Source organism: Streptomyces sp. NPDC040622, from assembly GCF_055593965.1.
In genome coordinates this window covers 625289-645443 of sequence record NZ_JBVIXD010000003.1, presented here as the reverse complement: position 1 = coordinate 645443, position 20155 = coordinate 625289, and the positions used below count along the sequence as shown (strand labels likewise).

Annotated in this window: 21 protein-coding genes and 1 tRNA gene; 6 read left to right on the top strand and 16 right to left on the bottom strand. The window is 71.9% G+C overall.

Features of this window, described 5'->3' with window-relative positions; genetic code table 11:
- Positions 1-49: 49 nt before the first annotated feature.
- The 8 genes from ACZ592_RS11340 to ACZ592_RS11305 all read right to left on the bottom strand — a co-directional run bounded on the left by ACZ592_RS11340 (position 50) and on the right by ACZ592_RS11305 (position 7302).
- Entirely contained in the window at positions 50-631 is a 582-nt protein-coding gene (locus ACZ592_RS11340) for a SigE family RNA polymerase sigma factor (RefSeq protein WP_471581265.1), read from the bottom strand.
- 182 nt (positions 632-813) lie between these two features.
- A complete protein-coding gene (locus tag ACZ592_RS11335) occupies positions 814-1719 on the bottom strand; it encodes a DUF1906 domain-containing protein (protein WP_471581264.1) in 906 nt (301 codons plus the stop codon).
- Positions 1720-1771: 52 nt separating this feature from the next.
- Complete coding sequence (locus ACZ592_RS11330) at positions 1772-2938, bottom strand: lipid-transfer protein (RefSeq protein ID WP_471581263.1); 1167 nt, start codon at positions 2936-2938, stop codon at positions 1772-1774.
- Entirely contained in the window at positions 2935-3405 is a 471-nt protein-coding gene (locus ACZ592_RS11325; protein WP_471581422.1) for a hotdog family protein, read from the bottom strand. Before ACZ592_RS11325 ends, ACZ592_RS11330 begins: the two co-directional genes overlap by 4 nt.
- 128 nt (positions 3406-3533) lie before the next feature.
- The gene (locus ACZ592_RS11320) at positions 3534-4634 is read right to left on the bottom strand and encodes an acyl-CoA dehydrogenase family protein (protein ID WP_471581262.1); all 1101 of its coding nucleotides are present in this window, start codon (positions 4632-4634) and stop codon (positions 3534-3536) included.
- Between the two features lies 1 nt (position 4635).
- Complete coding sequence (locus ACZ592_RS11315) at positions 4636-5544, bottom strand: bifunctional MaoC family dehydratase N-terminal/OB-fold nucleic acid binding domain-containing protein (RefSeq protein WP_471581261.1); 909 nt, start codon at positions 5542-5544, stop codon at positions 4636-4638.
- Positions 5541-6704, bottom strand: coding sequence for an acyl-CoA dehydrogenase family protein (locus ACZ592_RS11310; RefSeq protein ID WP_471581260.1), 1164 nt, complete (start codon positions 6702-6704; stop codon positions 5541-5543). The genes ACZ592_RS11315 and ACZ592_RS11310 overlap by 4 nt, the downstream gene beginning before the upstream one ends.
- 286 nt (positions 6705-6990) lie before the next feature.
- Positions 6991-7302 carry a hypothetical protein gene (locus ACZ592_RS11305; RefSeq protein ID WP_471581259.1) on the bottom strand — a complete coding sequence of 104 codons (312 nt, stop codon included), beginning with the start codon at positions 7300-7302 and terminating at the stop codon, positions 6991-6993.
- Positions 7303-7718: 416 nt separating this feature from the next.
- Between ACZ592_RS11305 and ACZ592_RS11300 the strand changes: the two genes are divergently transcribed.
- A complete protein-coding gene (locus ACZ592_RS11300; protein ID WP_471581258.1) occupies positions 7719-8618 on the top strand; it encodes a bifunctional DNA primase/polymerase in 900 nt (299 codons plus the stop codon).
- An 18-nt stretch (positions 8619-8636) separates the two neighbouring features.
- Here ACZ592_RS11300 and ACZ592_RS11295 read toward each other — a convergent pair whose 3' ends face one another.
- Entirely contained in the window at positions 8637-9008 is a 372-nt protein-coding gene (locus ACZ592_RS11295; protein WP_471581257.1) for a VOC family protein, read from the bottom strand.
- Positions 9009-9164: 156 nt separating this feature from the next.
- Here ACZ592_RS11295 and ACZ592_RS11290 point away from each other — a divergent pair, with 156 nt between their 5' ends.
- On the top strand, positions 9165-9632 hold the full coding sequence (locus tag ACZ592_RS11290; protein ID WP_471581256.1) for a MarR family winged helix-turn-helix transcriptional regulator: 468 nt from the start codon (positions 9165-9167) through the stop codon (positions 9630-9632).
- 100 nt (positions 9633-9732) lie between these two features.
- Here the strand turns inward: ACZ592_RS11290 and ACZ592_RS11285 are convergent, their stop codons facing one another.
- From ACZ592_RS11285 to ACZ592_RS11265, 5 genes are all read right to left on the bottom strand, one after another.
- Complete coding sequence (locus tag ACZ592_RS11285) at positions 9733-10437, bottom strand: DUF4232 domain-containing protein (RefSeq protein WP_471581255.1); 705 nt, start codon at positions 10435-10437, stop codon at positions 9733-9735.
- Positions 10438-11204: 767 nt separating this feature from the next.
- Positions 11205-11567 (bottom strand): ANTAR domain-containing protein, encoded by a 363-nt coding sequence (locus ACZ592_RS11280; RefSeq protein ID WP_471581254.1) that lies wholly within the window; start codon positions 11565-11567, stop codon positions 11205-11207.
- A 100-nt stretch (positions 11568-11667) separates the two neighbouring features.
- A complete protein-coding gene (locus ACZ592_RS11275; protein ID WP_471581253.1) occupies positions 11668-11937 on the bottom strand; it encodes a hypothetical protein in 270 nt (89 codons plus the stop codon).
- Positions 11938-12174: 237 nt separating this feature from the next.
- A tRNA-Ser gene (locus ACZ592_RS11270) sits at positions 12175-12259 on the bottom strand.
- Positions 12260-12312: 53 nt separating this feature from the next.
- Positions 12313-13854, bottom strand: a complete 1542-nt coding sequence (locus ACZ592_RS11265; RefSeq protein ID WP_471581252.1) for a S1C family serine protease — start codon at positions 13852-13854, stop codon at positions 12313-12315.
- Between the two features lie 194 nt (positions 13855-14048).
- Here ACZ592_RS11265 and ACZ592_RS11260 point away from each other — a divergent pair, with 194 nt between their 5' ends.
- The 3 genes from ACZ592_RS11260 (at position 14049) to ACZ592_RS11250 (ending at position 16591) form a co-directional block, all read left to right on the top strand.
- The gene (locus ACZ592_RS11260; protein ID WP_471581251.1) at positions 14049-14885 is read left to right on the top strand and encodes a glycerophosphodiester phosphodiesterase; all 837 of its coding nucleotides are present in this window, start codon (positions 14049-14051) and stop codon (positions 14883-14885) included.
- Positions 14886-14938: 53 nt separating this feature from the next.
- Entirely contained in the window at positions 14939-15553 is a 615-nt protein-coding gene (locus ACZ592_RS11255; protein WP_471581250.1) for an ATP-binding protein, read from the top strand.
- A 69-nt stretch (positions 15554-15622) separates the two neighbouring features.
- Positions 15623-16591 carry a DUF5926 family protein gene (locus tag ACZ592_RS11250; protein WP_471581249.1) on the top strand — a complete coding sequence of 323 codons (969 nt, stop codon included), beginning with the start codon at positions 15623-15625 and terminating at the stop codon, positions 16589-16591.
- A 288-nt stretch (positions 16592-16879) separates the two neighbouring features.
- Here the strand turns inward: ACZ592_RS11250 and ACZ592_RS11245 are convergent, their stop codons facing one another.
- Both ACZ592_RS11245 and ACZ592_RS11240 read right to left on the bottom strand, forming a co-directional pair.
- Positions 16880-17431, bottom strand: coding sequence for a hypothetical protein (locus tag ACZ592_RS11245; protein ID WP_471581248.1), 552 nt, complete (start codon positions 17429-17431; stop codon positions 16880-16882).
- A 55-nt stretch (positions 17432-17486) separates the two neighbouring features.
- Positions 17487-18164, bottom strand: a complete 678-nt coding sequence (locus tag ACZ592_RS11240; RefSeq protein ID WP_471581247.1) for a bifunctional DNA primase/polymerase — start codon at positions 18162-18164, stop codon at positions 17487-17489.
- Positions 18165-18617: 453 nt separating this feature from the next.
- Between ACZ592_RS11240 and ACZ592_RS11235 the strand changes: the two genes are divergently transcribed.
- Positions 18618-20153, top strand: coding sequence for a PP2C family protein-serine/threonine phosphatase (locus ACZ592_RS11235; RefSeq protein ID WP_471581246.1), 1536 nt, complete (start codon positions 18618-18620; stop codon positions 20151-20153).
- The last annotated feature ends 2 nt before the right edge of the window (positions 20154-20155 follow it).

Here is a 20155-nt window from a genome sequence, read left to right as displayed (position 1 = left end):
ATGATCGATCATCGGCCGCGACCGCTCGGCCGACCGGCGTGCGCCCCGCTCAGCGGACCGGCGTGAGCTCCGGGTCCTCGCGGAGCTTGCCGAGGGCGCGCGACACCGCGCTCTTGACGGTGCCGATGGACACCCCGAGCACGTCGGCGGTCTGCGCCTCACTGAGATCCTCGTAATACCTGAGGACGACCATCGCCCGCTGCCGCGCGGGCAGCTTCATGATCGCGCGCCACATGGCGTCGCGGAGCACCTGCTGCTCGGCCGGGTCCCCCGCCGGCGTCACCTCGGGCTCCGGCAGCTCGTCGCACGCGAACTCGTCGACCTTGCGCTTGCGCCACTGCGACGTGCGCGTGTTCAGGAGGGCCCGGCGCACATAGCCGTCGAGGGCGCGATGGTCCTCGATCCGGTCCCACGCCACGTACGTCTTGGTGAGCGCGGTCTGCAGCAGGTCCTCGGCATCGCTCGGATTCGCGGTCAGCGAGCGGGCGGTGCGCAGCAGTACGGACTGGCGGGCCCGTACGTAGGACGCGAACGACGGGTACGCGGAGGGCCCCGTGGCCCGCGCCGGGCCCGCGCCCCGTGTCGCGGCCTTCGATGCGCTGGTGCACACGGACACCATGGATGCGGTCATGGCTCCACGCTAGAAGTGCCCCCTACTTCTGCGGATCGGCCGCAGGTCCCGAAGCCGTGTCCGCCTCAGGTTGTACGAGTGGGGGTGGCTCCACCTCCTACAGGTGGAGGAGGCGGAGCGTCCCCCTGAGGGTTCGCCCCCGAGAACACCCCGGCGCACCGCGCGCCGGGACGACGGACCCGCTAGCCGACGCGTGCCACGGGAGCGTGCACCAGATTGCGGTCGATCACCAGGGTGCGCCCGCCGTGGCGCTCCTTCACGTTCCCCGCGTACTGGTGGATACGCCGGGCCGGGCGCCACGCGGCGGGGCTCAGCACCGGCTCGCGGTACAGGTGCGGCCGGGTGTGCCAGCGCGCGAACCACATGACCGTCGGCAGGTCACGCACGCCCGCCCGCCGTGCCGTCTCCAGGTGCCGCACCCCGGAGTCGGCGCTGCTGTAGAAGCCGGGGACGTAGCCGAGCCTGCGCACCTCGCGGTCCCAGGAACGGATGAAGGAGAGCGTGGTGCGCGCGCACTTCTTCTTGCGGTAGGTGTAGGCCTCCATGTCCAGGTAGAGCGGGCTGTGCGGCCGGATGCCGAACGTCTTCGCCCTGCGTACCGCGTCGCGCCCTTCCTTCCTCCCCTGCTGCCAGGGGTGGCGCCCCATGCGCACGTGCTTCTTGTTCTTCGCGATGACGCACGGCGACTGCGAGCCGACGTACACCGGCAGGACCCGCCAGCCCATCCGCCGCACGGCGCGCATCCAGGCGTGGTTCAGCTCGCTCTGGCGTTTGCAGGCCCGGCCGCGGCCCGCGTAGTAGATACCGACGGCGCGGTAGCTGGAGTGCCGCCAGCGCCGCATGGTGTCGACGGACTGGGTGTCGCACGTGTCGAAGGCCCAGCCGCGGAAGATCGACGTCTTCGCGGCTGCCCGGACACCCGCCCCGCTCGCACTCCCTTCCGTGCCGGTGGTGCGGTCGTGGCCGGTGGTGCGGTCGTGGCCGGTGGTTCGCTCGTGCGCGGAGCCCGGTGGCGCCGCCGCCAGCTCCACGGTCAGGGCCGTGAGGACCGTCAGGACGAGTCCAATGATCATCTTCCGGAGACGCATACGGCGAGTGAACGGCCCGTGGCCCGGTCCCGGGCCCACAGACGCGCCGCGTTCAGCCGTCCGCCCCCAGAATCAGCCCCGATGTGGGGACCCCCGTGCCCGCGGTGACCAGGGTGCGCGCGGCGCCCGGTATCTGGTTCACGGACGTGCCGCGCACCTGTCGGACCGCTTCCGCTATGCCGTTCATGCCGTGGAGGTAGGCCTCCCCGAGCTGGCCTCCGTGCGTGTTCAGGGGCAGCCGTTCCTCGGCGACGAAGCCCGCCGCCTCGCCGGCCGCGCAGAACCCGAATTCCTCCAGCTGCATCAGCACGAACGGTGTGAAGTGGTCGTAGAGGATCCCCACGTCGATGTCGTCCGGCGAAAGACCCGAGGTGCGCCACAACTGCCGCGCCACCACGCTCATTTCGGGCAGCCCGCTGAGGTCGTCGCGGTAGAAGCTGGTCATCTGCTCCTGCGCGCGGCCCGCGCCCTGGGCGGCCGCCGCGATCACGGCCGGCGGACGGGGGAGGTCGCGGGCCCGCTCCACGCTCGTGACGACGATCGCCTGGGCGCCGTCCGTCTCCTGACAGCAGTCCAGGAGCCGCAGGGGCTCGACGATCCAGCGCGAGGCGGCGTGGTCCGCGAGGGTGATCGGCTTCCCGTGGAAGTAGGCCGCCGGGTTGGTCGCCGCGTACTTCCGGTCGGTGACGGCGACGTGGCCGAAGGCGTCCGGCGTCAGACCGTACGTGTGGAGGTAGCGCTGGGCGGCCATCGCCACCCAGGAGGCGGGCGTCAGCAGCCCGAACGGCAGGTTCCAGCCGAGGGCGGCGCCCTCCGCCGACGGCTCACGCTGCTGCACCCCGGAGCCGAACCTGCGCCCGGAGCGTTCGTTGAACGCGCGGTAGCAGACGACGACTTCGGCCACTCCGCTCGCCACCGCGAGCGCCGCCTGCTGGATGGTGGCGCAGGCCGCGCCGCCGCCGTAGTGGATGCGGGAGAAGAAGGACAACTCCCCGATGCCGGCCGCCTGGGCGACCGTGATCTCGGGGTTGGTGTCCATGGTGAAGGTGACCATGCCGTCGACGTCGGCGGGGGTGAGCCCGGCGTCGTCGAGCGCCGCGCCGACCGCCTCCACGGCCAGCTTCAGCTCGCTGCGCCCCGAGTCCTTGGAGAACTCCGTGGCCCCGATGCCGACGATCGCGGCCTTTCCGCCGAGGCTGTCGCGGGTACGGGCGCTCATGCGGCGCCTCCCGCGGGGACGGTCACGGTGACCGTGCCGGTGACGTGGTTGCCGATGCCGTTGGCCCCGACGACCCGGACTACGGCCCGCACGAGGGCGTTCGCGTCACCCTCGGATGCGGGCTCGGATGCGGGCTCAGGTGCGGGCTCGGTCGCGGCCACGTGTGCGGGCTCGACCTTCTCGATCGTGCCGGTCAGCACCATCGTGTCCCCCGGATAGTTGGGCGCGCCGAGTCTGATCGCGACCTTGCGCAGGACGGCGTCGGGGCCGAAGTGGTCGGTGATGTACCGCCCGACGAGGCCGTTGGTCGTCAGGATGTTCATGAAGACGTCGGGGGAGCCCTTCCCCTGTGCGAGCTCCGCGTCGTGGTGCACGTCCTGGTAGTCGCGGGAGGCTATCGCTCCGGAGACGATCAGCGTGCGCGTGATCGGGATCTCCAGCGGCGGCAGTTCCTCGCCCTGCGCCACGGTCAAGCCCTGCGCCACCGTCGCGCCCCGCTTCGCCGTCGCGCCCCGCTTCGCCGTCGAGCCCTGTCCGGCCGTCGATCCCTGTCTTGCCGTCATGCCGGAACTCGCCGTCGGGCCGGGTTGTGTCGTCACTCCGATTCTCCCTTCGCGATCAACTCGCCCAGTTCTTGGAGGACTTCGCTCCCGCACCCCAGATACGCGTCCAGCTGCCGCCCCCACAGGAAGTGCCGGTGCACCGGATGGTCGAGGTCGGCGCCCATGCCGCCGTGCAGGTGCTGGCCCGCGTGCACGACGCGCCTGCCCGCCTCCGACGCCCACCAGGCCGCGGTGAGCGCGTGCGTGTCGTAGGGCAGACCGGTGTCGCGACGCCAGGCCGCCTCGTAGGCCGTGACGCGAATCGCCTCGGTGTCCATGTAGGCGTCGGCGGCGCGCAGTTGCACGCCCTGCTTCGCGGCGAGGGGACGCCCGAACTGCTCCCGCTCGTTCGCATGGGCCACCGCGCGGGCCAGGGACCCCGCGCACACCCCGGCCTGCAGTCCGGCGAAGGCCGTCCGCGCGGCGGCCCGCGCCTCCTCGTACGCGGCGGGCCCGCCGAGCCGCTCCCCCGGCGTCCGGTCCAGGACGAGACGCCCCGCCGCCCAGGGTGCGGTCAGCTCGACCGGCTCCACCCGCGCGTCGGCGACCCGCACCAGCCACAGGCTCCGGTCGGCCGCCGCCACCAGGACCAACGTCGCGTCCCTCAGCCACGGCACCCACGGCACGGTGCCGCTCAGCACCCCGCTCCTGCCCGAAACCGAGTCCGAAACCGAAACCGATTCCGAGTCCGCGTCCGAGTCCGCGTCCGAGTCCGAGTCCGGGGCAGTCTCCACCCCGCCCCGGGCCGGCAACGCCCCCGTCGCGACCGTGCTGCCCTGGCACAGTCCGGGCAGCAGGCGGTCCCGCTGCTCGGCCGTACCGTGCGCGGACACCGCGAGCAGGCCGTAGACACAGCTCGCCGCGAACGGCACCTGGGCCGTCACCCGCCCCTGCTCCTCCAGGAGGAGCACGAGGCCGAGCAGCCCGATGTCCCGCACCGCGTCCGCCAGCCCCGCCGCGCACAGCGCCTTCCACAGCTCCGCGTCCGAACCGGTCCCCGCCGCCGCGAGCCGCTCCGGCGTGGCCAGATCGGCGAAGATCTCCGCGGCGAGATCGCGGGCCGCCGCCTGCTCCTCCGTGGGCGTGAAGTCCATGTCAGCCCTCACCGCCCGCGTCGTCGCCCAGGGCCCGGAACACCGGGATCTCCCACTCCGCGTCCACCGTCCGGAACTCCAGCCGGACCGGCATCCCGATCCGCACCTTGTCGTAGGGCACCCCGGTCACGTTGCTGACGATGCGCACGCCCTCCGCCAGCTCGATCAGCCCCACGGCGTACGGGGGGTCGAAGGCCGGGAAGGGCGGATGGTGCATCACCACGTACGAGTAGACCGTGCCCTCGCCGCTCGCCTCGACCGTGTCCCATTCCTGCGAGCCGCATCCGTTGCAGCCGGGCAGCCAGGGGAAGCGGAGCGTCCCGCAGCCCTCGCAGCGCTGGATCAGGAGGCGGTGGGCCGCGACGCCGTCCCAGAATCCCGCGTTGTCCCGGTTGACGACGGGGCGCGGGCGTTTGCCCTTCGGTTTCCGCTCCGCCGGGGCGTACTTGAGGATGCGGAAGCGGTGCGTCCCCGCCAGTCGGCCGGCCGCGTGGACGTCCATCCGCGTCGTGACGAAGTGCCCCGTGCCGAGCTTGGTCGTCTTGCGTGGCGACACCGACTCGATGACCGCGTCGAAGGTGATCTCGTCACCGGGGCGCAGCGGCCGCAGGTACTCCTGCTCGCAGTCGGTCGCCACCACCGAGGTGTACCCCGCGCCGTCGAGCAGCGCGAACAGCTCGTCGTGGGCGACGAACCGTCCGCCGTTCGCCGAGAGGCCGCCCATCGTCCAGGCCTGGAGCATCGTCGGCGGCGCCACCGCGTCCGCGCCCGCGTACCCGGGGTGGGTGTCGCCCATCGCCTCGCACCAGTGCCTGATCATCGGCCGGTTGACCGGGTCCTTGCCTCGGCCCGTCTCCTCCGCCGCCCTGCCTTCGAACGCCCGCAACTCCTCGTACGCGATGTCCTTCACCGTCGTCCCCTCCGCATGCCGAGCCGCATCGTCGCGACGATCTCGCGCTGCACCTCGCTCACCCCGCCCCCGAACGTGTTGATCTGCGCGGCCCTGTTCATCCGCTCCAGCTCGCCGTCTCCGAGACCGCCCGGCGAACCGGCTCGCACCAGCCCCGCCTCGCCCGTGATCTCCTGACACATTCGGTACACCTCCACCGCCGATTCGGTTCCCGCGAACTTCACGCCGCTCGCGTCGCCGGGTGCCAGTCGGCCCGCCCCCACATCGCCCACCAAACGCCAGTTGAGCAGGCGCGTTGCCGCCAGCCGGGCATGCACCTCGGCCAGCCTGGAACGGACCCACGGCGCGTCAACCCGACGCTCGCCCGTCACCGGATCGGGGACGCGGGCGGCGGCGAGGGCCGCCGCGTAGAAGTCCTCGGCCTGCATGCCGATGGCGGCGAGCGCCACCCGCTCGTGATTGAGCTGGTTGGTGATGAGGCCCCAGCCCTCGTTCTCCTCGCCGACGAGGTTCGCGGCCGGCACCCGGATCCCGTCGTAGTACGTGGCCGTCGTCGTCAGTCCGCCCACCGTGTCGATCGGCGTCCAGGAGAAGCCGGGCGCGTCGGTCGGCACGAGGAGGATCGAGATGCCCCGGTGCTTGGGGGCCTCGGGGTCGGTGCGGCAGGCCAGCCAGATCCAGTCGGCGTTCTGGGCGTTCGAGGTGAAGATCTTCTGGCCGTCGATCAGCCAGCCGTCCCCGTCACGCACGGCCCGGGTCCGCAGCGAGGCCAGGTCCGTGCCGGCGGAGGGCTCGCTGTAGCCGATCGCGAAGACGAGGTCGCCCTGGAGGATGCGGGGCAGGAAGGTGGCTTTCTGCTCCTCGGTGCCGTACTTCATGAGGGTCGGCCCGACGGTGTTCAGGGTGACCATCGACACGGGTGCGCCCGCGCGGTGGGCCTCGTCGAAGAAGACGAACTGCTCGTCGGCGCCGCGCCCTTGGCCGCCGTACTCGACGGGCCAGCCGAGCCCGAGCAGCCCGTCGGCACCGATGCGCCGCAGCAGCCGGCGCTGTCCCGGCGCGTCCCCGCTGCCGGGCGGGCCTTCGGGCATCACGTCCCGGAAGTACGCGCGCAGTTCGGCACGCAGGCGGAGCTGGCGTTCGGTGGGGGCGAGGTGCACGGTGGCGGCCTCTCCATCTCGTACCGACAAGGGTTTCTGACTGTCCGTCAGATTCGGTGCCGGTGTCAAGAGATCACCCAGACCCGGTGCCGGCACCAACCCAGACCCGGTGCCGACACCAAGAGATCCCCCGACGCCGCCTCGCCCCGTGCCCGAACACGCCTGTGCGGCAGCTCCACCCCCGAACACGCCTGTGCGGCGGCGCCGAAGCACCGCCGCACGGGTCGTCACACCCCACAAACGATCCCCCACGGAGCCGTCCCGAGCGGCTCCGAGGGCTATCGGTTCACCAGAGCTCGGTGAAGTTGACCGCGATGTTCTCGTTCGACTGGTCGATCGCCGTGAACGCGGAGCCGTTCACCTGGGCGGTGTTGCTCTGGTTGGAGGCACCGTTGCCGACGGCCTGCTGCTGCGTCGTGGACGAGTTGCCGCTGTTGTTGTGGCCGACGCCACTGCCGTTCACGGTCGCCACACCCGCGTTTGATCCGTTGTTCGCGAACGAGCCGTTGTCGGCCGTCGCGATGCCCGTGAAGAGCGCGGCAGCCAGCGGCAGGGCGGCGGCAGCGGCGATGAAGCGGGCGGTGCGGATGCTTGCCATGTCAATTCCTCCAGAGCAGGAGGTACGCGCCGGAGGAGTCCCGGACGTACCAGAAGTACGGCTTTTTCCAAGGAGGTTGGCCGACCGCCTTGGAGTTCTGCACGACGTCGCGAGACCAGAGTTGCCCACCGAATCCCCGGCGAACCACCCCGGAAGCCCCGATTCCCCCGCAAGCGTGAGGACAAGTCGATAAACGCGCTTCGCGCCCCCAAATCCCCCGCACGACTCCGCACGGGCTCCGTCGAACTCCAGCTCAGGCCAGATGCCGCAGGAGGCGAAGCGTTCCGCCAGCCCTCCCGGGAAGGGCCCCGAAGGCCCCTCACGAAGGGGCGCCGCCCCGCTCAGACCGCGCTCCCCGGGCGAGTCGCCACCCGCTCCCTCTTCCCTTCTTCGAACATACGTACGAAACTGAAGTCATGGCCACCACCGATCGCCATGCCACCACCCTCGCGCTCGCCCACGCCCTGTCCGCCGCCGAGCGCGGCCTGGCAGTGCTGCCGCTGTCCCGCACCAAGCTCCCGGCCCTGCGCTCCCCCCACCACGACGATCAGCACCCCGTCCTCTGCCACGGCGAATGCGGCCGCATCGGGCACGGCGTGCACGACGCGTCCACCGACCCCCGGCGCATCCGCGAACTCTTCGCCGCCGCCCCCTGGGCCACCGGCTACGGCATCGCCTGCGGGCTGCCGCCGCACCACCTGATCGGCATCGACCTGGACACCAAGTCCGGTGCGGACGCCTCGGCGGCCCTGCGCGAACTGGCGCTGCGCCACCTCTTCACGATCCCCGACACCGTCGTCGTGACCACGCCCAGCGGCGGCCGCCACATCTGGCTGACCGGACCCGCCGACGCCGCGGTCCCCAACTCCGCGGGCCGGCTCGCCCCCGGCATCGACATCCGGGGCGCGGGCGGCTACCTCGTCGGCCCCGGCTCCCGGACCGAGCGCGGCGTCTACGGCACCGTTCCCGGAACGGCCCACCTGCCGCCCGCCGCCTGCCCGCCGTCCCTGTTGCGCCTGCTCATGCCCCCACCGCGCGCGTCCCACGAGTACGCGCCCCGCCCCTCCGGAGGAACACCCTCCGCGTCCCCGGACACGGTTGCCCAACGCGGGCACGGGCTCGTGCAGTTCGTCCTCGCGGCGCACGAGGGCCAGCGCAACACCCGTCTCTTCTGGGCCGCCTGCCGCGCGTACGAGAACGACATCGGCGAGACCTTGGCCCCCCGGCTCACGGACGCCGCCGTCCGCGTCGGCCTCACCGAGCACGAGGCACGCTCGACGATCGCCTCGGCGGCCCGCCTCACGGGCCACGCGTAGGACGCCGCGCGGCTGCGGTCAGGCCGCCTGGTGCACGGTCAGGACGTACCCCTCGGGTCCCACGAAGGAGAACATCGGGCCGAACGGACTGTCGGTGACCGGCGTGCGGATCTCGACGCCGTTCGCGGTGAGGCGGTCGTGGAAGGCCCGGGTGTCCGGGGTGGAGAACCAGAGGGCGACGCCGAGACCCGGGGCGCCGGCGTCCAGGTCCGTGCCGGGCAGCGGCTCGCGCACCGCGAAGGAGATCGGCTCGGTGGCGAAGACGACCGCGCCGGGCGGCGAGGCGGGGGCACGGCGCAGGCCGAGGTTCTTCTCGCAGAACTCGGCGGCCGACGCCAGGTCGCGGACCTGGAGAGCGATGAAGGCGGGGCCATCGATGCCGACGGACATGGGGTCCTCCTCGAAGCGACGTGAAGCCCTGGCGCCAGATCCGGCGATCGATCTCAGGACCAGCGATCCCAGAACCAGCAATGCCAGAACCAGCAATGTCAGGACTTTGACATTGTCGACGCTATGCCCGCTCCTCACGCATGTCAAAATATTGACATGGAGGACGAGACAACCCCGCGGGTCGAGCCGCCGCACCCGGCCGAGGACGTACTGGACCACATCGGCTACCGCCTCAAGCGCGCCCACGCGGCCCTGCGCGGCGCCATGGACCAGGCGCTGCGCGAGCACGGCCTCACCGTGCCGCAGTACTCCTGCCTGGAAGTGCTCTCCGCCAGGCCCGGCCTCTCCAACGCGGAGCTCGCCCGGGCCACCTTCGTCACCCGCCAGTCCATGAACGTCGTCCTGCGCGGGCTCCAGGACGCGGACCTGCTCACCCGTCCGGCCAGCGTCGAGACGGGCCGGGCCCGCCCCGCGTCCCTCACCGACGAGGGCCGCCGCCGGCTGACTTCGGCACAGGAGGCGGTCTACGCGATCGAGGCCCGCATGGTCGAGGCGATCCCCGAGGCACGCCTGACCGCGCTCCTCGATGACTTCGACCGGATCGCACGAGCACTCACCCGATGACGGACCGAACGAACGCCAGCGCGTGGGCGCGCGCCCACGTGAAAGGGTTCCCCTCGACGAGAGGCACCCCCTGAGGTGAACCCACAGCGGCGCGTACGGTTCAGCTCGCGCCGCCCTGGCCCGCGCTGCCCATCGGGCCGACCTTGACGGGGGAGCCGGCGCCGTCGGTGACGGGCAGGGTGCCGGAGCCCGGCCAGTCGAGGGTGACGGACTTCGTGTCACCGGGAGGGGTCACCACGAGCTTGGAGACGCTGACGCCGGAGCCGCCCGAGTTGTTCATCGGGTACGAGACGCCGAAGTACACCCGCTCGCCGTCCTTGAGGGTCATCGGGCTCGCCGCCTGGCCGCTGCGCTTGGCGGACAGGTCTCCTTCGCTGGTCTTCAGGTCGACGCCCGCGTAGCCGGACAGGGAGCAGTCCTTGCCGCCGCCGTTGTGGAACTCGACCGCGACGAGGCCTTCTTCGTCGTCTCCGGCCGAGCTGTCCGAGGCGGTGATGACCAGGTCGTCGGTGGTGCACTTGCCGACCTTGGAGTTCGAGTCGGAGCCGCTGCCCGCGGCCGCGCCGGAGCCGTCCTCCCCCGCGGAGTCCTTGCCGCCACCCTGCTCCGAACCGCCCTCGTTCGAACCACCCTCGTTCGAACCGCCCTGGTCCGAACCGCCCGAGCCCGAGCCACCGTTCGAGGAAGCCCCGGTGGGCGCGGCCGACGGGTCGTTCTGCGCCACGTCGTCGCCGTTGCAGGCGGTCAGCGAGAGGCTCGCGACAACGGCCAGGGCGGCGGCGAGAGTGAGCTTGTGAACGCGCATCGTTTCTTCCTCAGGGTCGGTGGGAGGTGCCGGCCGCTCGGACCGGGTCGGTACGAGCGAGCGTTACTGACCACCAGGAGCGGTCCTGCGCGCCGGACCGTTCCGACCAACTGCCCCCTAAGACACTCCTGTTACACGCGCGGGCCCGCCCGACGAGCATCACCACGGCCCCCGCCCCACCCGCGCCCCGCCCTTCCCCCGCCCCTGCCCGACCCTCGCCCGACCTCGGCAAACAGGGCCCGAACACACGTGCGCCACGCCGTTCAGGAGTGCGCCGTCGACCCGTCGGCAGGCCGGTTGCGCCGGCCGTTCCGCTCCCGTACGGAGTCACCGCGCGCTGGGACGGACCCGTAACCCCGGGAATCTTGACCATCACCGGCGCGATGCCGCCCCCACGGCCCGCCGCCCCGCGCTCAGAGCACCGACGCCCCGCATCCGGCCCACACGCCCCGAGGGACAGACGGAACAGAGGGAACAGTCGGACCACGCGGAACAGGCGGCCCCGCGGCGGCCGTTCCGCCTCACTGCCGAAGCGGACGACCTGGCGGCGCCACGTCCCGGGGCGTGAGTGCCGCGTTGTCTGCCGGGTCCCCATGAAGTCCGCCGCTACACGGAGACGGGAGAAGGAGTCGAAGTTCGGGGCCGACCAGGTCGCGCGTACGCGGCGGAGCACGCGGAGCGGCCCGCTCGGGGCGTCGGCGGTGCTGATCGGCGGCGAGCCTGCGGGTCGCCCCTCTTGCCGGACGGGAAGGGGGGCGACCTCAGTATCAGGCGAGTGAGGCGGGCGGGGTCTGGGCATCCGCACACTGGCTGGTGGCGCGTTCGTGCATCAGGCGGCGTTCGAGCTCTGCGCGAATGTCACCGGGGAGAGCTCCGTTGCATCCCCAGCTGATCAAGGTCTGGGCGACCTCGCGCAGTTTGGTGTTCGTGTTCATGGAGACTTCGCGCAGTACGTCCCACGCCTCGTCCGGAGTGATCCGTCCGAGGCCGACGAGAAGCCCGATCGCCTGGTCCACGATCGCGTGCGAGTGCACAGCCTGCTGCAGCTGTGCCACCTCTTCCTTGAGTTCGGCGACCGCGTCATGCGCGGCAGTCGCCTCCTCCGGGCGCTCGTGGCCGTTACGGTCCAATACAGCCTCCAGTGTGAAGGTACGGTGCAGACACCCCTCACTGTTCCCGCCCCCAAGTCGACACGCAATGCCCGACAACACATGGGCTGGGGGCGGCACTTCACGCCTGGAAGAGGCTGGCGAGGCCGTTGGAGATCGTCCAGGCCCGGTAGCCGGGTCCGGCGGAGATCTCCGGGGTGGCCTTGACGGCGGCTTCGGCGCCCGCCCGGTCCGCGTACCGGTTCACGCGGTCACAGAACCGCACCATGCCGGTGCTCCGGGCCCGCTCCGCCTCCGGCAGCGTCGCGCCGGCCGTCGCGATGGACAGCGGACCGTGCTCCTTCACATGAAGGGCGACCTTCGCGCTCTCCCGGATCAGCTCCTGGCCCACAGACGCGTACCCCCGTCCACCCGTGAAACCCGCGGGTGCCCGGCCGCCGGTCGCGTTCGGGCCACTGCGCCCAGCCCGCGTCGACCGGCTGGTCTCCGCATCTCCCTGCCGGAGCTCCGTACCGGCCACGGGCGGACGGCGCGACCATCACGGATCGAAGTGAGCCACGCGCCCACGAAAAAGGGTGCCTCTCAAAGAGAGACACCCTTTGGACCGGCACACGCGCCGGCCTGCAAGCGGTGGGTGTGGGATTTGAACCCACGGTGGCTCGCACCACGACGGTTTTCAAGACCGTTCCCTTAGGCCGCTCGGGCAACCCACCCCGCGCCGTCCACCGGAACGAAATCCGGACGGCGCGGGGACAAGACTAGCGGGTCAGCTGTCGCCCTTGCGCTGGCCCAGGGTCACGTCGACCGTGTGCTCCTTGCCGCCGCGCTCGTATGTGATCTTGACCTTGTCGCCCGGCTTGTGTGTCCAGATCTGGCCGATCAGGGTCGGGCCGCTGTCGACCACCATGTCGTCGAGCTTCGTGATGACGTCGCCGGGCTTGAGGCCCGCCTTGGCCGCCGGGCCGTTCGGGGTGACGGAGTCCGAACCGCCAGCGCCCTCCGGCGAGATCGTCGCGCCGTTCGTGCCCTCCTGCTGGAGGGAGACCGAGGCGCCGATCACGGGGTAGACCGGCTGGCCGGTCTTGATCAGCTGCTGGGCGACCTGCTTGGCCTGGTTGACCGGGATCGCGAAGCCGAGGCCGATGGATCCCGACTGGCCCGAGCCGCCGAGGCCGCCGCCGCTGTCGGCGGGCTTGATCGCGGAGTTGATGCCGATGACCGCGCCGCGCGCGTCGAGCAGCGGGCCGCCGGAGTTGCCGGGGTTGATGGACGCGTCGGTCTGCAGGGCGCTCATGTACGAGCTCTTGCCGCTCTGCCCGCCGTCGCTGGAGGTCACCGGGCGGTTCTTGGCGCTGATGATGCCGGTGGTGACGGTGTTCGACAGGCCGAAGGGGGCGCCGATCGCGATGGTCGAGTCGCCGACGGCCACCCGGTCGGAGTTGCCGAGGCGCAGCGGCTTCAGGCCCTGCGGGGCGTTCTTCAGCTTGATGACCGCCACGTCGTAGCCCTCGGCGCGGCCGACGACCTCGGCGGCGTACTTCTTGCCGTTCGAGAACGTCACCTGGAGCTTGCCGCCCTCGGCGGCCGAGGCCACCACGTGGTTGTTGGTGAGGATGTGGCCCTCTGTGTCGTAGACGAAGCCGGTGCCGGTGCCGCCCTCGCCGCCGCCGCTCTGCGCCTCGATGGTGACGACGCTGGGCAGCGCGTCGTTGGCGGTCTTGGCGACCGTGCCGGGCTCGCGCTTGAGGTCGGAGGGGGTGTCCGGGGCGGAGACCGTCGTCGAACTGGTGTCGCCGTCGTTGCGCTCGGCCGCCCAGTAACCGATGCCGCCGCCGACGCCACCCGCGATCAGGGCGGCGGCGAGCACCGCGGCGACCAGGCCGCCGCGCCGGCCGCCGGGCTTCGGCTCCTGCGGGTGGTACGACGCGCCCCAGCCGGACCCGGAACCGCCGTCCGTGGCGTACGACGGCACGGCGGGCGGCGGGGGCGGCGGCCAGTTCCCGGCGCCGGACGCGGCCTGCGGGGCGCCCGCGGCGGCGTGCGCGGGGGCCGGGGCATGGGCCGGCGTGTGGGCGGGCGTGTGGGCAGGGGCGTGACCGGGAGCGGCATGCGCCCCTTGGTGCCCCGGCTCCCCTGCGGACCCGGCGGACCCGGCGGGTGCGACGGCACCGGTGTCGGCGCCGGCCGGGGAGGGGCCGGCGGCGGAACCGGGCGCGGCGGAGTCGGCGGGAACAGCGGGAGCGTCCACCGGCGCAGGAGGCACGGACGGGGCCTGGGGTACCTCGTTGCCCTCGTTCTCGGTGCTCACAGCTCTTCTCCTCGGTCCATGCTGTCGTTTTGTGCGTTCTCGGTCACGGCCTGGCTGTGCCAACGGTGCATCTGTCTGCAGTCAGCTTTTCCCATGGGCTGTCAGGGCACCATAAGCCGATCCTGTGTGTCGGGCGTCCCGGGAGACCACGGTCCGGCGAGCCGTCGGGTACCCCGTGATGGCACGATGACGCGGTGACCCTCGCACGACAGCACCAGATCCAGGTCGTCGCCCACCGCGGAGCCTCCGAAGACGCTCCCGAGCACACGCTGGCCGCGTACAAGAAGGCGGTCGAGGACGGTGCGGACGCCCTCGAATGCGATGTACGCCTCACCGCCGACGGCCACCTCGTCTGTGTCCACGACCGCCGCGTCAACCGTACGTCGAACGGCCGGGGCGCCGTCTCCGCGCTCGAACTCGCCGATCTGGCCGCCCTGGACTTCGGTTCCTGGAAGAGCGACCACGGCGAGGCCGACGAGGGCCCCGACTGGGAGGGCTCCACGGGTGAGGACACCTCCGTCCTCACGCTGGAGCGGCTCCTTGAGTTGGTGGCCGAAAGTAATGCATCGGGGCGTCCGGTGCGCCTCGCCATCGAGACCAAACACCCCACCCGATGGGCGGGCCAGGTGGAGGAGCGGCTGCTCCACCTGCTCAAGCGCTTCGGGCTCGACGCGCCGCCCGCCGAGGGCCCCTCGCCGGTCCGGGTCATGAGCTTCTCGGCGCGTTCGCTGCACCGCGTGCGGGCCGCGTCCCCGACGCTGCCGACCGTCTATCTGATGCAGTTCGTCTCGCCGCGCCACCGCGACGGCCGACTGCCCGAGGGCGTACGCATCGCAGGTCCCGCCATGCGGATCGTGCGCAACCACCCCGGATACGTGGCGAAGCTGAAGCGCGCGGGACACCAGGTGCACGTCTGGACGGTGAACGAGTCCGAGGATGTCGAACTCTGTGCGGAACTGGGGGTCGACGCCATCATCACCAACCGCCCCAAGCAAGTTCTGTCCCAACTGGACCGGCTAGGACTCCGGTAACTCCCGTTACAGGGTGTGCACCGGCGCGTTCGGTCCGTATTCGATCGTTACGAGTGCGTCACCGGACGGGGATTGGCCGGTTTCCGGTCCAGTCCATTGGGGCATCCACACCGTGGCGTGGGGCGAAGGAGGTCTCGGGGGTGGCGTTGGTGGTGGCACGGGAGGTGCCCACGTCGTCGAGCATGGCCGTTCCCCATGGCCCTGCGGGCGTGGGGGAAGCAAGACACCGGATGCGCGATCAGCTGCGCATGAGCGGGGTGTCGGAGTCGGTCGTCGACGATGCCGTACTGATCCTGTCCGAGTTGCTCAGCAACGCCTGCCGGCACGGCAGGCCGCTGGGCCGCGGGATGGTGGGCGACGGTGACGTGCGAGCGGCGTGGCACGTCGACACGACGGGCCGGCTGACGGTCGAGGTGACGGACGGCGGCGGCCCGACCCGCCCGGTCCCCGCCACCCCGTCGGTCACGGCGCACGGCGGTCGCGGGCTCAACATCATCACGGCGCTCGCCGACACCTGGGGAGTCCGGGACGACGTGCACGGCGAGGTGACGGTGTGGGTCGTCGTACAGGCCGGGCACGCGCACGAGGATTTCGCTACGCGCGTCGCCGCCCCGTCGGCCGCGACATCGGACCTCGCCTTCGCGGACCCCTTCGACGACCTGGACTGAATGCCCGAGCGGCTAGGCTCGCGCCCGTACACATGAGTGCAACAGAGCCGTAGCCGGGAGACACCCAAGATGGCCAAGAAGCGCCCGCAGCCCAAGGGCAAGCAGCAGCCGCAGCTCAAGGACGGGGAGGTCCCGGTCGTCGGCGCCCGCGAACCCTGCCCCTGCGGTTCGGGCCGCCGCTACAAGGCGTGTCACGGCAGGGCCGCGGCGCACGCCGTGACCGAGCTGGTGCAGCGCCCCTTCGAGGACCTGCCCGGCGAGTGCGACTGGGTCGCGCTGCGCGAGCTGGTCCCCGCCGCCACGGTCGAGCTGACCCTCAAGGACGGGCTGCCCGAGGGCGTTCCCTCGGTGTCCCTGGCCACCGTGCTGCCGATGGCGTGGCCCGCGCTGCGCCGCGACGACGGCTCGGTCCTGCTCGGCCTGCAGAACGACACGTCGTCCGGCGACATCAGCCGCGACCTCGCCGACACCCTGCAGCGCGCCCTCGAGGTCGAGCCGGGTACGCCGGTGAAGGGCCGCCGCGCCCCGGCCGAGGGCCCGCGCCTGCAGGACCTGCTCGACCCGGCGGGCCCGTTCGAGCCGGCCGTGCACGCCGGCTTCGAGTTCTGGGTGCCGGACGCGGACAACGCCACGCCGGAGGTCTCCGCCTCCCTGGAGCGGGCCAACGACGCGGCCATCCCGACCGAGAAGCTGACCGGGGTGGACGCCGCCTACTGGTGCGAGACCCCGGAGAAGAACCACCTGCGCTGGGTCATGCCGCACCCCGAGGAGCAGCTCCTGGACGCGCTGGCCCGGCTGCACGCGGCCGGCTCTTCGAGCCTCGGCGAGGGCACGCGCCTGGTCGGTTCCTTCCGTGCGCACGGCCTGACCGTGCCGGTCTGGGACCTGCCGACCGGGGTCTCGGCGGCGGACGTCGAGAAGCCCGCGGCGGAGTTCGCCGAGCGGCTCGCGGCGGCGCTCGCCTCGGACGCCCCGCTGACCGCGGACGAGCGCCGGGCGCGCGGTGGCCTCACCAACCGTCAGGTGACGCTCAGCTGACCCGTTCGGCGGTACGGCACGGGCCGTACGGGGCGCGGCACCGCTCGTGTGCCGCGCCGCGCCGCACCACTGACGCACCAGTCAGTCGGCGTGCAGGGAGCGGAATGCGTGACTCCTGTCACAACTACCGGTAATTACAGGTAAATCCCTGTCCGGATAACTGAGATTGAATTTGCCAGGAGCCGATCTCTTGTTACCGTTCAGGTAGCCCGGTTGCTGGTGCATCCCCCGTCGCCAGCAACCGGGCCCTTTCATGCCCGGATCCGGTCCGGGACTCCGGTTCAGGGCTCAACTGCCCTGCGGGGACGCCGAGTTGCTCCCCGAGCGCAGCAGCAGTCCGCCCGACTCGCCCGCCGCGTACTCCGCCACCGCCGAGTACGCCGCCGCGTCGCCCGCCGACTTCTCGCGCGGGGTCTCGCACGCTGCGGGTTCGTCGCCCGCGGCCACCGCGCAGTGCATCTGCACGGTGCGTGCGCCGGGACCCATCAGGGTCAGTACGGCGGTCAGCTCGGCGCCGGTGGCATTGCGGTAATAGGTACGCGCCCAGGTGTCGCGGCCGCGCGTCAGGACGCAGGTCTGGGCCTCGATGCCGTCGGGCGAGGAGAGTTCGGGGCCGCACCGGGCCGCGGTGGTCGCGCCGAGACCGGCGAGCAACGAGGAGCCCGCGCGCTCCGGAGCCGACCGCTCCGTCCCCGAAGGGGCGTTCGAGAGGGCGGGCGAGGGAGAGGGGAGGGGCGACTTCGCGTCACCGTCGCCCACGGGCCCCGCGAACGCGCCGGCGAGCGGCAGGACAACCGTGACGGCCACGACGCCCAGGAGCACGATCAGGCGGGGTTGCATACCCCGAAGATAACGACAGTGGGCGCACGGCTCGTCCGCCGCGCGCCCAATTCCCCTACATCTCGGGCGCGCTCACACCCGTACGAGTGAGGGCGTCGACGACGGCGTCCACCACCGCTTCGACATCCGGCACCCAGGGGGCGGCGGATCCCGGCAGCGGCGCGCGCTCCCAGCGGACCTCTCCCTGGCCCGTACCGGAGGGAGGCAGGGCGAGGTAACCGCCCTCGCCGTGGAAGCGCAGGGAGCCGGGAACGTAGTCCTTGGCGTACAGAAGCTCGCCCAACTGGGCCATGGTGTACGGCGCGACGAGCACATGGAGGCGGGCGTCGGTGGCGACCACCGGGCCGAGCCTGATGCCCGCCTCGTCGAGCGAGGCGAGGGCGCGCGCGCCCGCTTCCGCGGGGAGGCTGACGGCGCACGGGGCGCTGCCTCCGGTGGCGAGTACGACGGGTGCGCCGGGTCGGTTCTGCCACCACCAGCGGACCATCCGCTCGTCGGTGGTGGCGGCGAGGAGGCCGGGGTCGAGGGGATGCGCGCCCGGTACCGCGCAGTCGGGGTCGGGGCAGGCGCACCGGCTGCCGTCGCGTCGGTCGAGACCGACCCCCGGCAGTACGGGCCACCGCCATGCGGTCGCGAAGGTCAGAGCCGCGCCGAGCTGTCCGGCGCTCCGGCCGGGCTTCCTTCCGATTCGCCAGGACAGGAGCCTGCGTCGCCTTCCGAGGATCTCGCGCATGAGCGCTCGTTCCTTTCCGTTGCACGCCGGCGTTAGCCGGGGAGACTGCGGGCCACATCACACCATGTGTGGATCACTTCGCTGTACGTACGAGCTGGCACATCTGATCCCAGCCTGTGGCATGGGGAACCACTCTGAACCGAGCGTTGACGTGGCGTAGGGTGGCGGCGCCTGGCGTTTGCCGTCCCGCGATATTGCTTGCCGCCTCCGCCACGGGAGGATGGGGCACGGTCGTCGTGAGTTAGGACGCCCGGGTGCTTCGACAGGTTCCGGACGGACCCCAACTGCCCCTGGCCATCACTGAGTACGTACCCAGGACGACCACTGCAACGCTCTACCGAACAACGTCAGTCGACCCCAATATGCCCTAACCCGGCGCTGTTTTCAGCCAAGTTTTCAAGATCTTTTTCGGCTTCCGGAATTATCCCGAACACCAGGAATCCCGGCAGGACAATGCTGGACATCCCCTTACCAGTGCGTGTACATGTGGAGACATTGCTAGCGGCTCAGAATGACATGGGGGTTTGCGATGCTTTTGAGCATTACGCACCGGCCGGAAAGCCGTCAGCCATGAGCGCCCCACAGCTTCCGAAAGTGGCCGGAATCGACTCCACAGTTCCGTCCCCGGCACACACTGCCGCGCCCGGACCGGAGATCGCGCCCGCCGCGCCCCCGGTGGAAGGCCTCCCCGCGCCGAGCGCACCCGGCGCCGTGATCCAGGACCGCCTCGCGGGCTGGGTCTCCGACCTCACCACGCTGCACGAACTCACCGAGCGGATCGCCCGCACGACCACCCTCGACGAGGCCCTGCACGAGCTGCTGCGCGCGGGGGCCGCCCTGGTGGGCGCCCGGCGCGGCCTCGCCGTCGTCGAGCCCGCCGACGGGCTCGGCCCCGAGACCACCGTCGGCCTGGGCCTTGCCCGCGCCGACCTCGGGCACATCGAGACGGTGCCGCGCGCCGCCACCTCGTACGGCCGGATCCTGGACGCCGTCGAGGGCCAGACGGGTGCAGTTCCGCAGGAGATCGCGCAGCCCGATCTGCTCGCCGACGACGGCCTCGACCCCCGCCACCGCGAGGTCGCCGCCCGCCTCGGCTACGCCGCGAGCTACGCCCTGCCGCTGACCGCCGGGACCGCGGGCCGGATCGGCGCCGCGGTCTGGCTCTACGACGAGCCCGCCGAACCCGACGAGCGCCGGCGTCACCTCGTCGGCCTCTACACCCGCCACGCCACCGAGCACCTGGCCCGGCTGCTCGAACTGGACCGGGTCCGCACCGCCGACACCACCCTGCGCGAGGAGCTCATGCCCGCGCGCCTCCCCCGGGTCGCCGGGGTGCAGCTCGCCGCCCGGCACCGCACCGGGCCGCGCGGCGGCGGCGACTGGCACGACGCGCTGCCGCTGCCGGACGCGGCGCTCGGCCTCGCGGTCGGCTCCGTCACCGGGTCGGGGCCCAGCGCCGTGGCCGCGATGGGACGGCTGCGCGCCTCCCTGCGGGCGTACGCCGTGATGGAGGGCGAAGATCCCGTCGCCGTCCTCTCCGACCTGGAGCTGCTGCTGCGGCTGACCGAGCCCGCGCGCTCGGCGACCGCCCTCTTCGCGTACTGCGAGCCCGCCCTGCGCAAGATCGTCCTGGCCGGTGCCGGGCACAGCCCGCCGTTGATCGTCGGGGAGCGGCGCACGGAGTTCGTGGAGACCTCCCTGTCCGCGCCGCTCGGCATGCTCGCCTGCTGGGAGGCGCCGAGCGTGGAGATCAGCCCGGCGCCGGGAGAAACGGTGCTGCTCTACACCGACGGCCTGCTGCACCGCACCGGCGACCCGATGGACCGGGCCTTCGCGCGCCTGCACGCGGCGGCGGCGAGCGTGCCCCGCGCCCTCAGGGACGACCCCGGCAAGATCGCCGACCACGTGCTGCACACCGTGCTGCCCGACGGGCTCGACGCCGTGGACAGCGACGAGGACGTGGTGCTCCTGGCGGCCCGCTTCGAGTGAGG

What these genes read in the sequence shown, in the direction of transcription:
- ACZ592_RS11340 (WP_471581265.1), bottom strand. Translation starts at nt 631, where the DNA reads ATGACCGCATCCATGGTGTCCGTGTGCACCAGCGCATCGAAGGCCGCG.
- ACZ592_RS11335 (WP_471581264.1), bottom strand. Translation starts at nt 1,719, where the DNA reads ATGCGTCTCCGGAAGATGATCATTGGACTCGTCCTGACGGTCCTCACG.
- ACZ592_RS11330 (WP_471581263.1), bottom strand. Translation starts at nt 2,938, where the DNA reads ATGAGCGCCCGTACCCGCGACAGCCTCGGCGGAAAGGCCGCGATCGTC.
- ACZ592_RS11320 (WP_471581262.1), bottom strand. Translation starts at nt 4,634, where the DNA reads ATGGACTTCACGCCCACGGAGGAGCAGGCGGCGGCCCGCGATCTCGCC.
- ACZ592_RS11305 (WP_471581259.1), bottom strand. Translation starts at nt 7,302, where the DNA reads ATGGCAAGCATCCGCACCGCCCGCTTCATCGCCGCTGCCGCCGCCCTG.
- ACZ592_RS11300 (WP_471581258.1), top strand. Translation starts at nt 7,719, where the DNA reads ATGGCCACCACCGATCGCCATGCCACCACCCTCGCGCTCGCCCACGCC.
- ACZ592_RS11295 (WP_471581257.1), bottom strand. Translation starts at nt 9,008, where the DNA reads ATGTCCGTCGGCATCGATGGCCCCGCCTTCATCGCTCTCCAGGTCCGC.
- ACZ592_RS11290 (WP_471581256.1), top strand. Translation starts at nt 9,165, where the DNA reads ATGGAGGACGAGACAACCCCGCGGGTCGAGCCGCCGCACCCGGCCGAG.
- ACZ592_RS11285 (WP_471581255.1), bottom strand. Translation starts at nt 10,437, where the DNA reads ATGCGCGTTCACAAGCTCACTCTCGCCGCCGCCCTGGCCGTTGTCGCG.
- ACZ592_RS11250 (WP_471581249.1), top strand. Translation starts at nt 15,623, where the DNA reads ATGGCCAAGAAGCGCCCGCAGCCCAAGGGCAAGCAGCAGCCGCAGCTC.
- ACZ592_RS11245 (WP_471581248.1), bottom strand. Translation starts at nt 17,431, where the DNA reads ATGCAACCCCGCCTGATCGTGCTCCTGGGCGTCGTGGCCGTCACGGTT.
- ACZ592_RS11240 (WP_471581247.1), bottom strand. Translation starts at nt 18,164, where the DNA reads ATGCGCGAGATCCTCGGAAGGCGACGCAGGCTCCTGTCCTGGCGAATC.
- ACZ592_RS11235 (WP_471581246.1), top strand. Translation starts at nt 18,618, where the DNA reads ATGCTGGACATCCCCTTACCAGTGCGTGTACATGTGGAGACATTGCTA.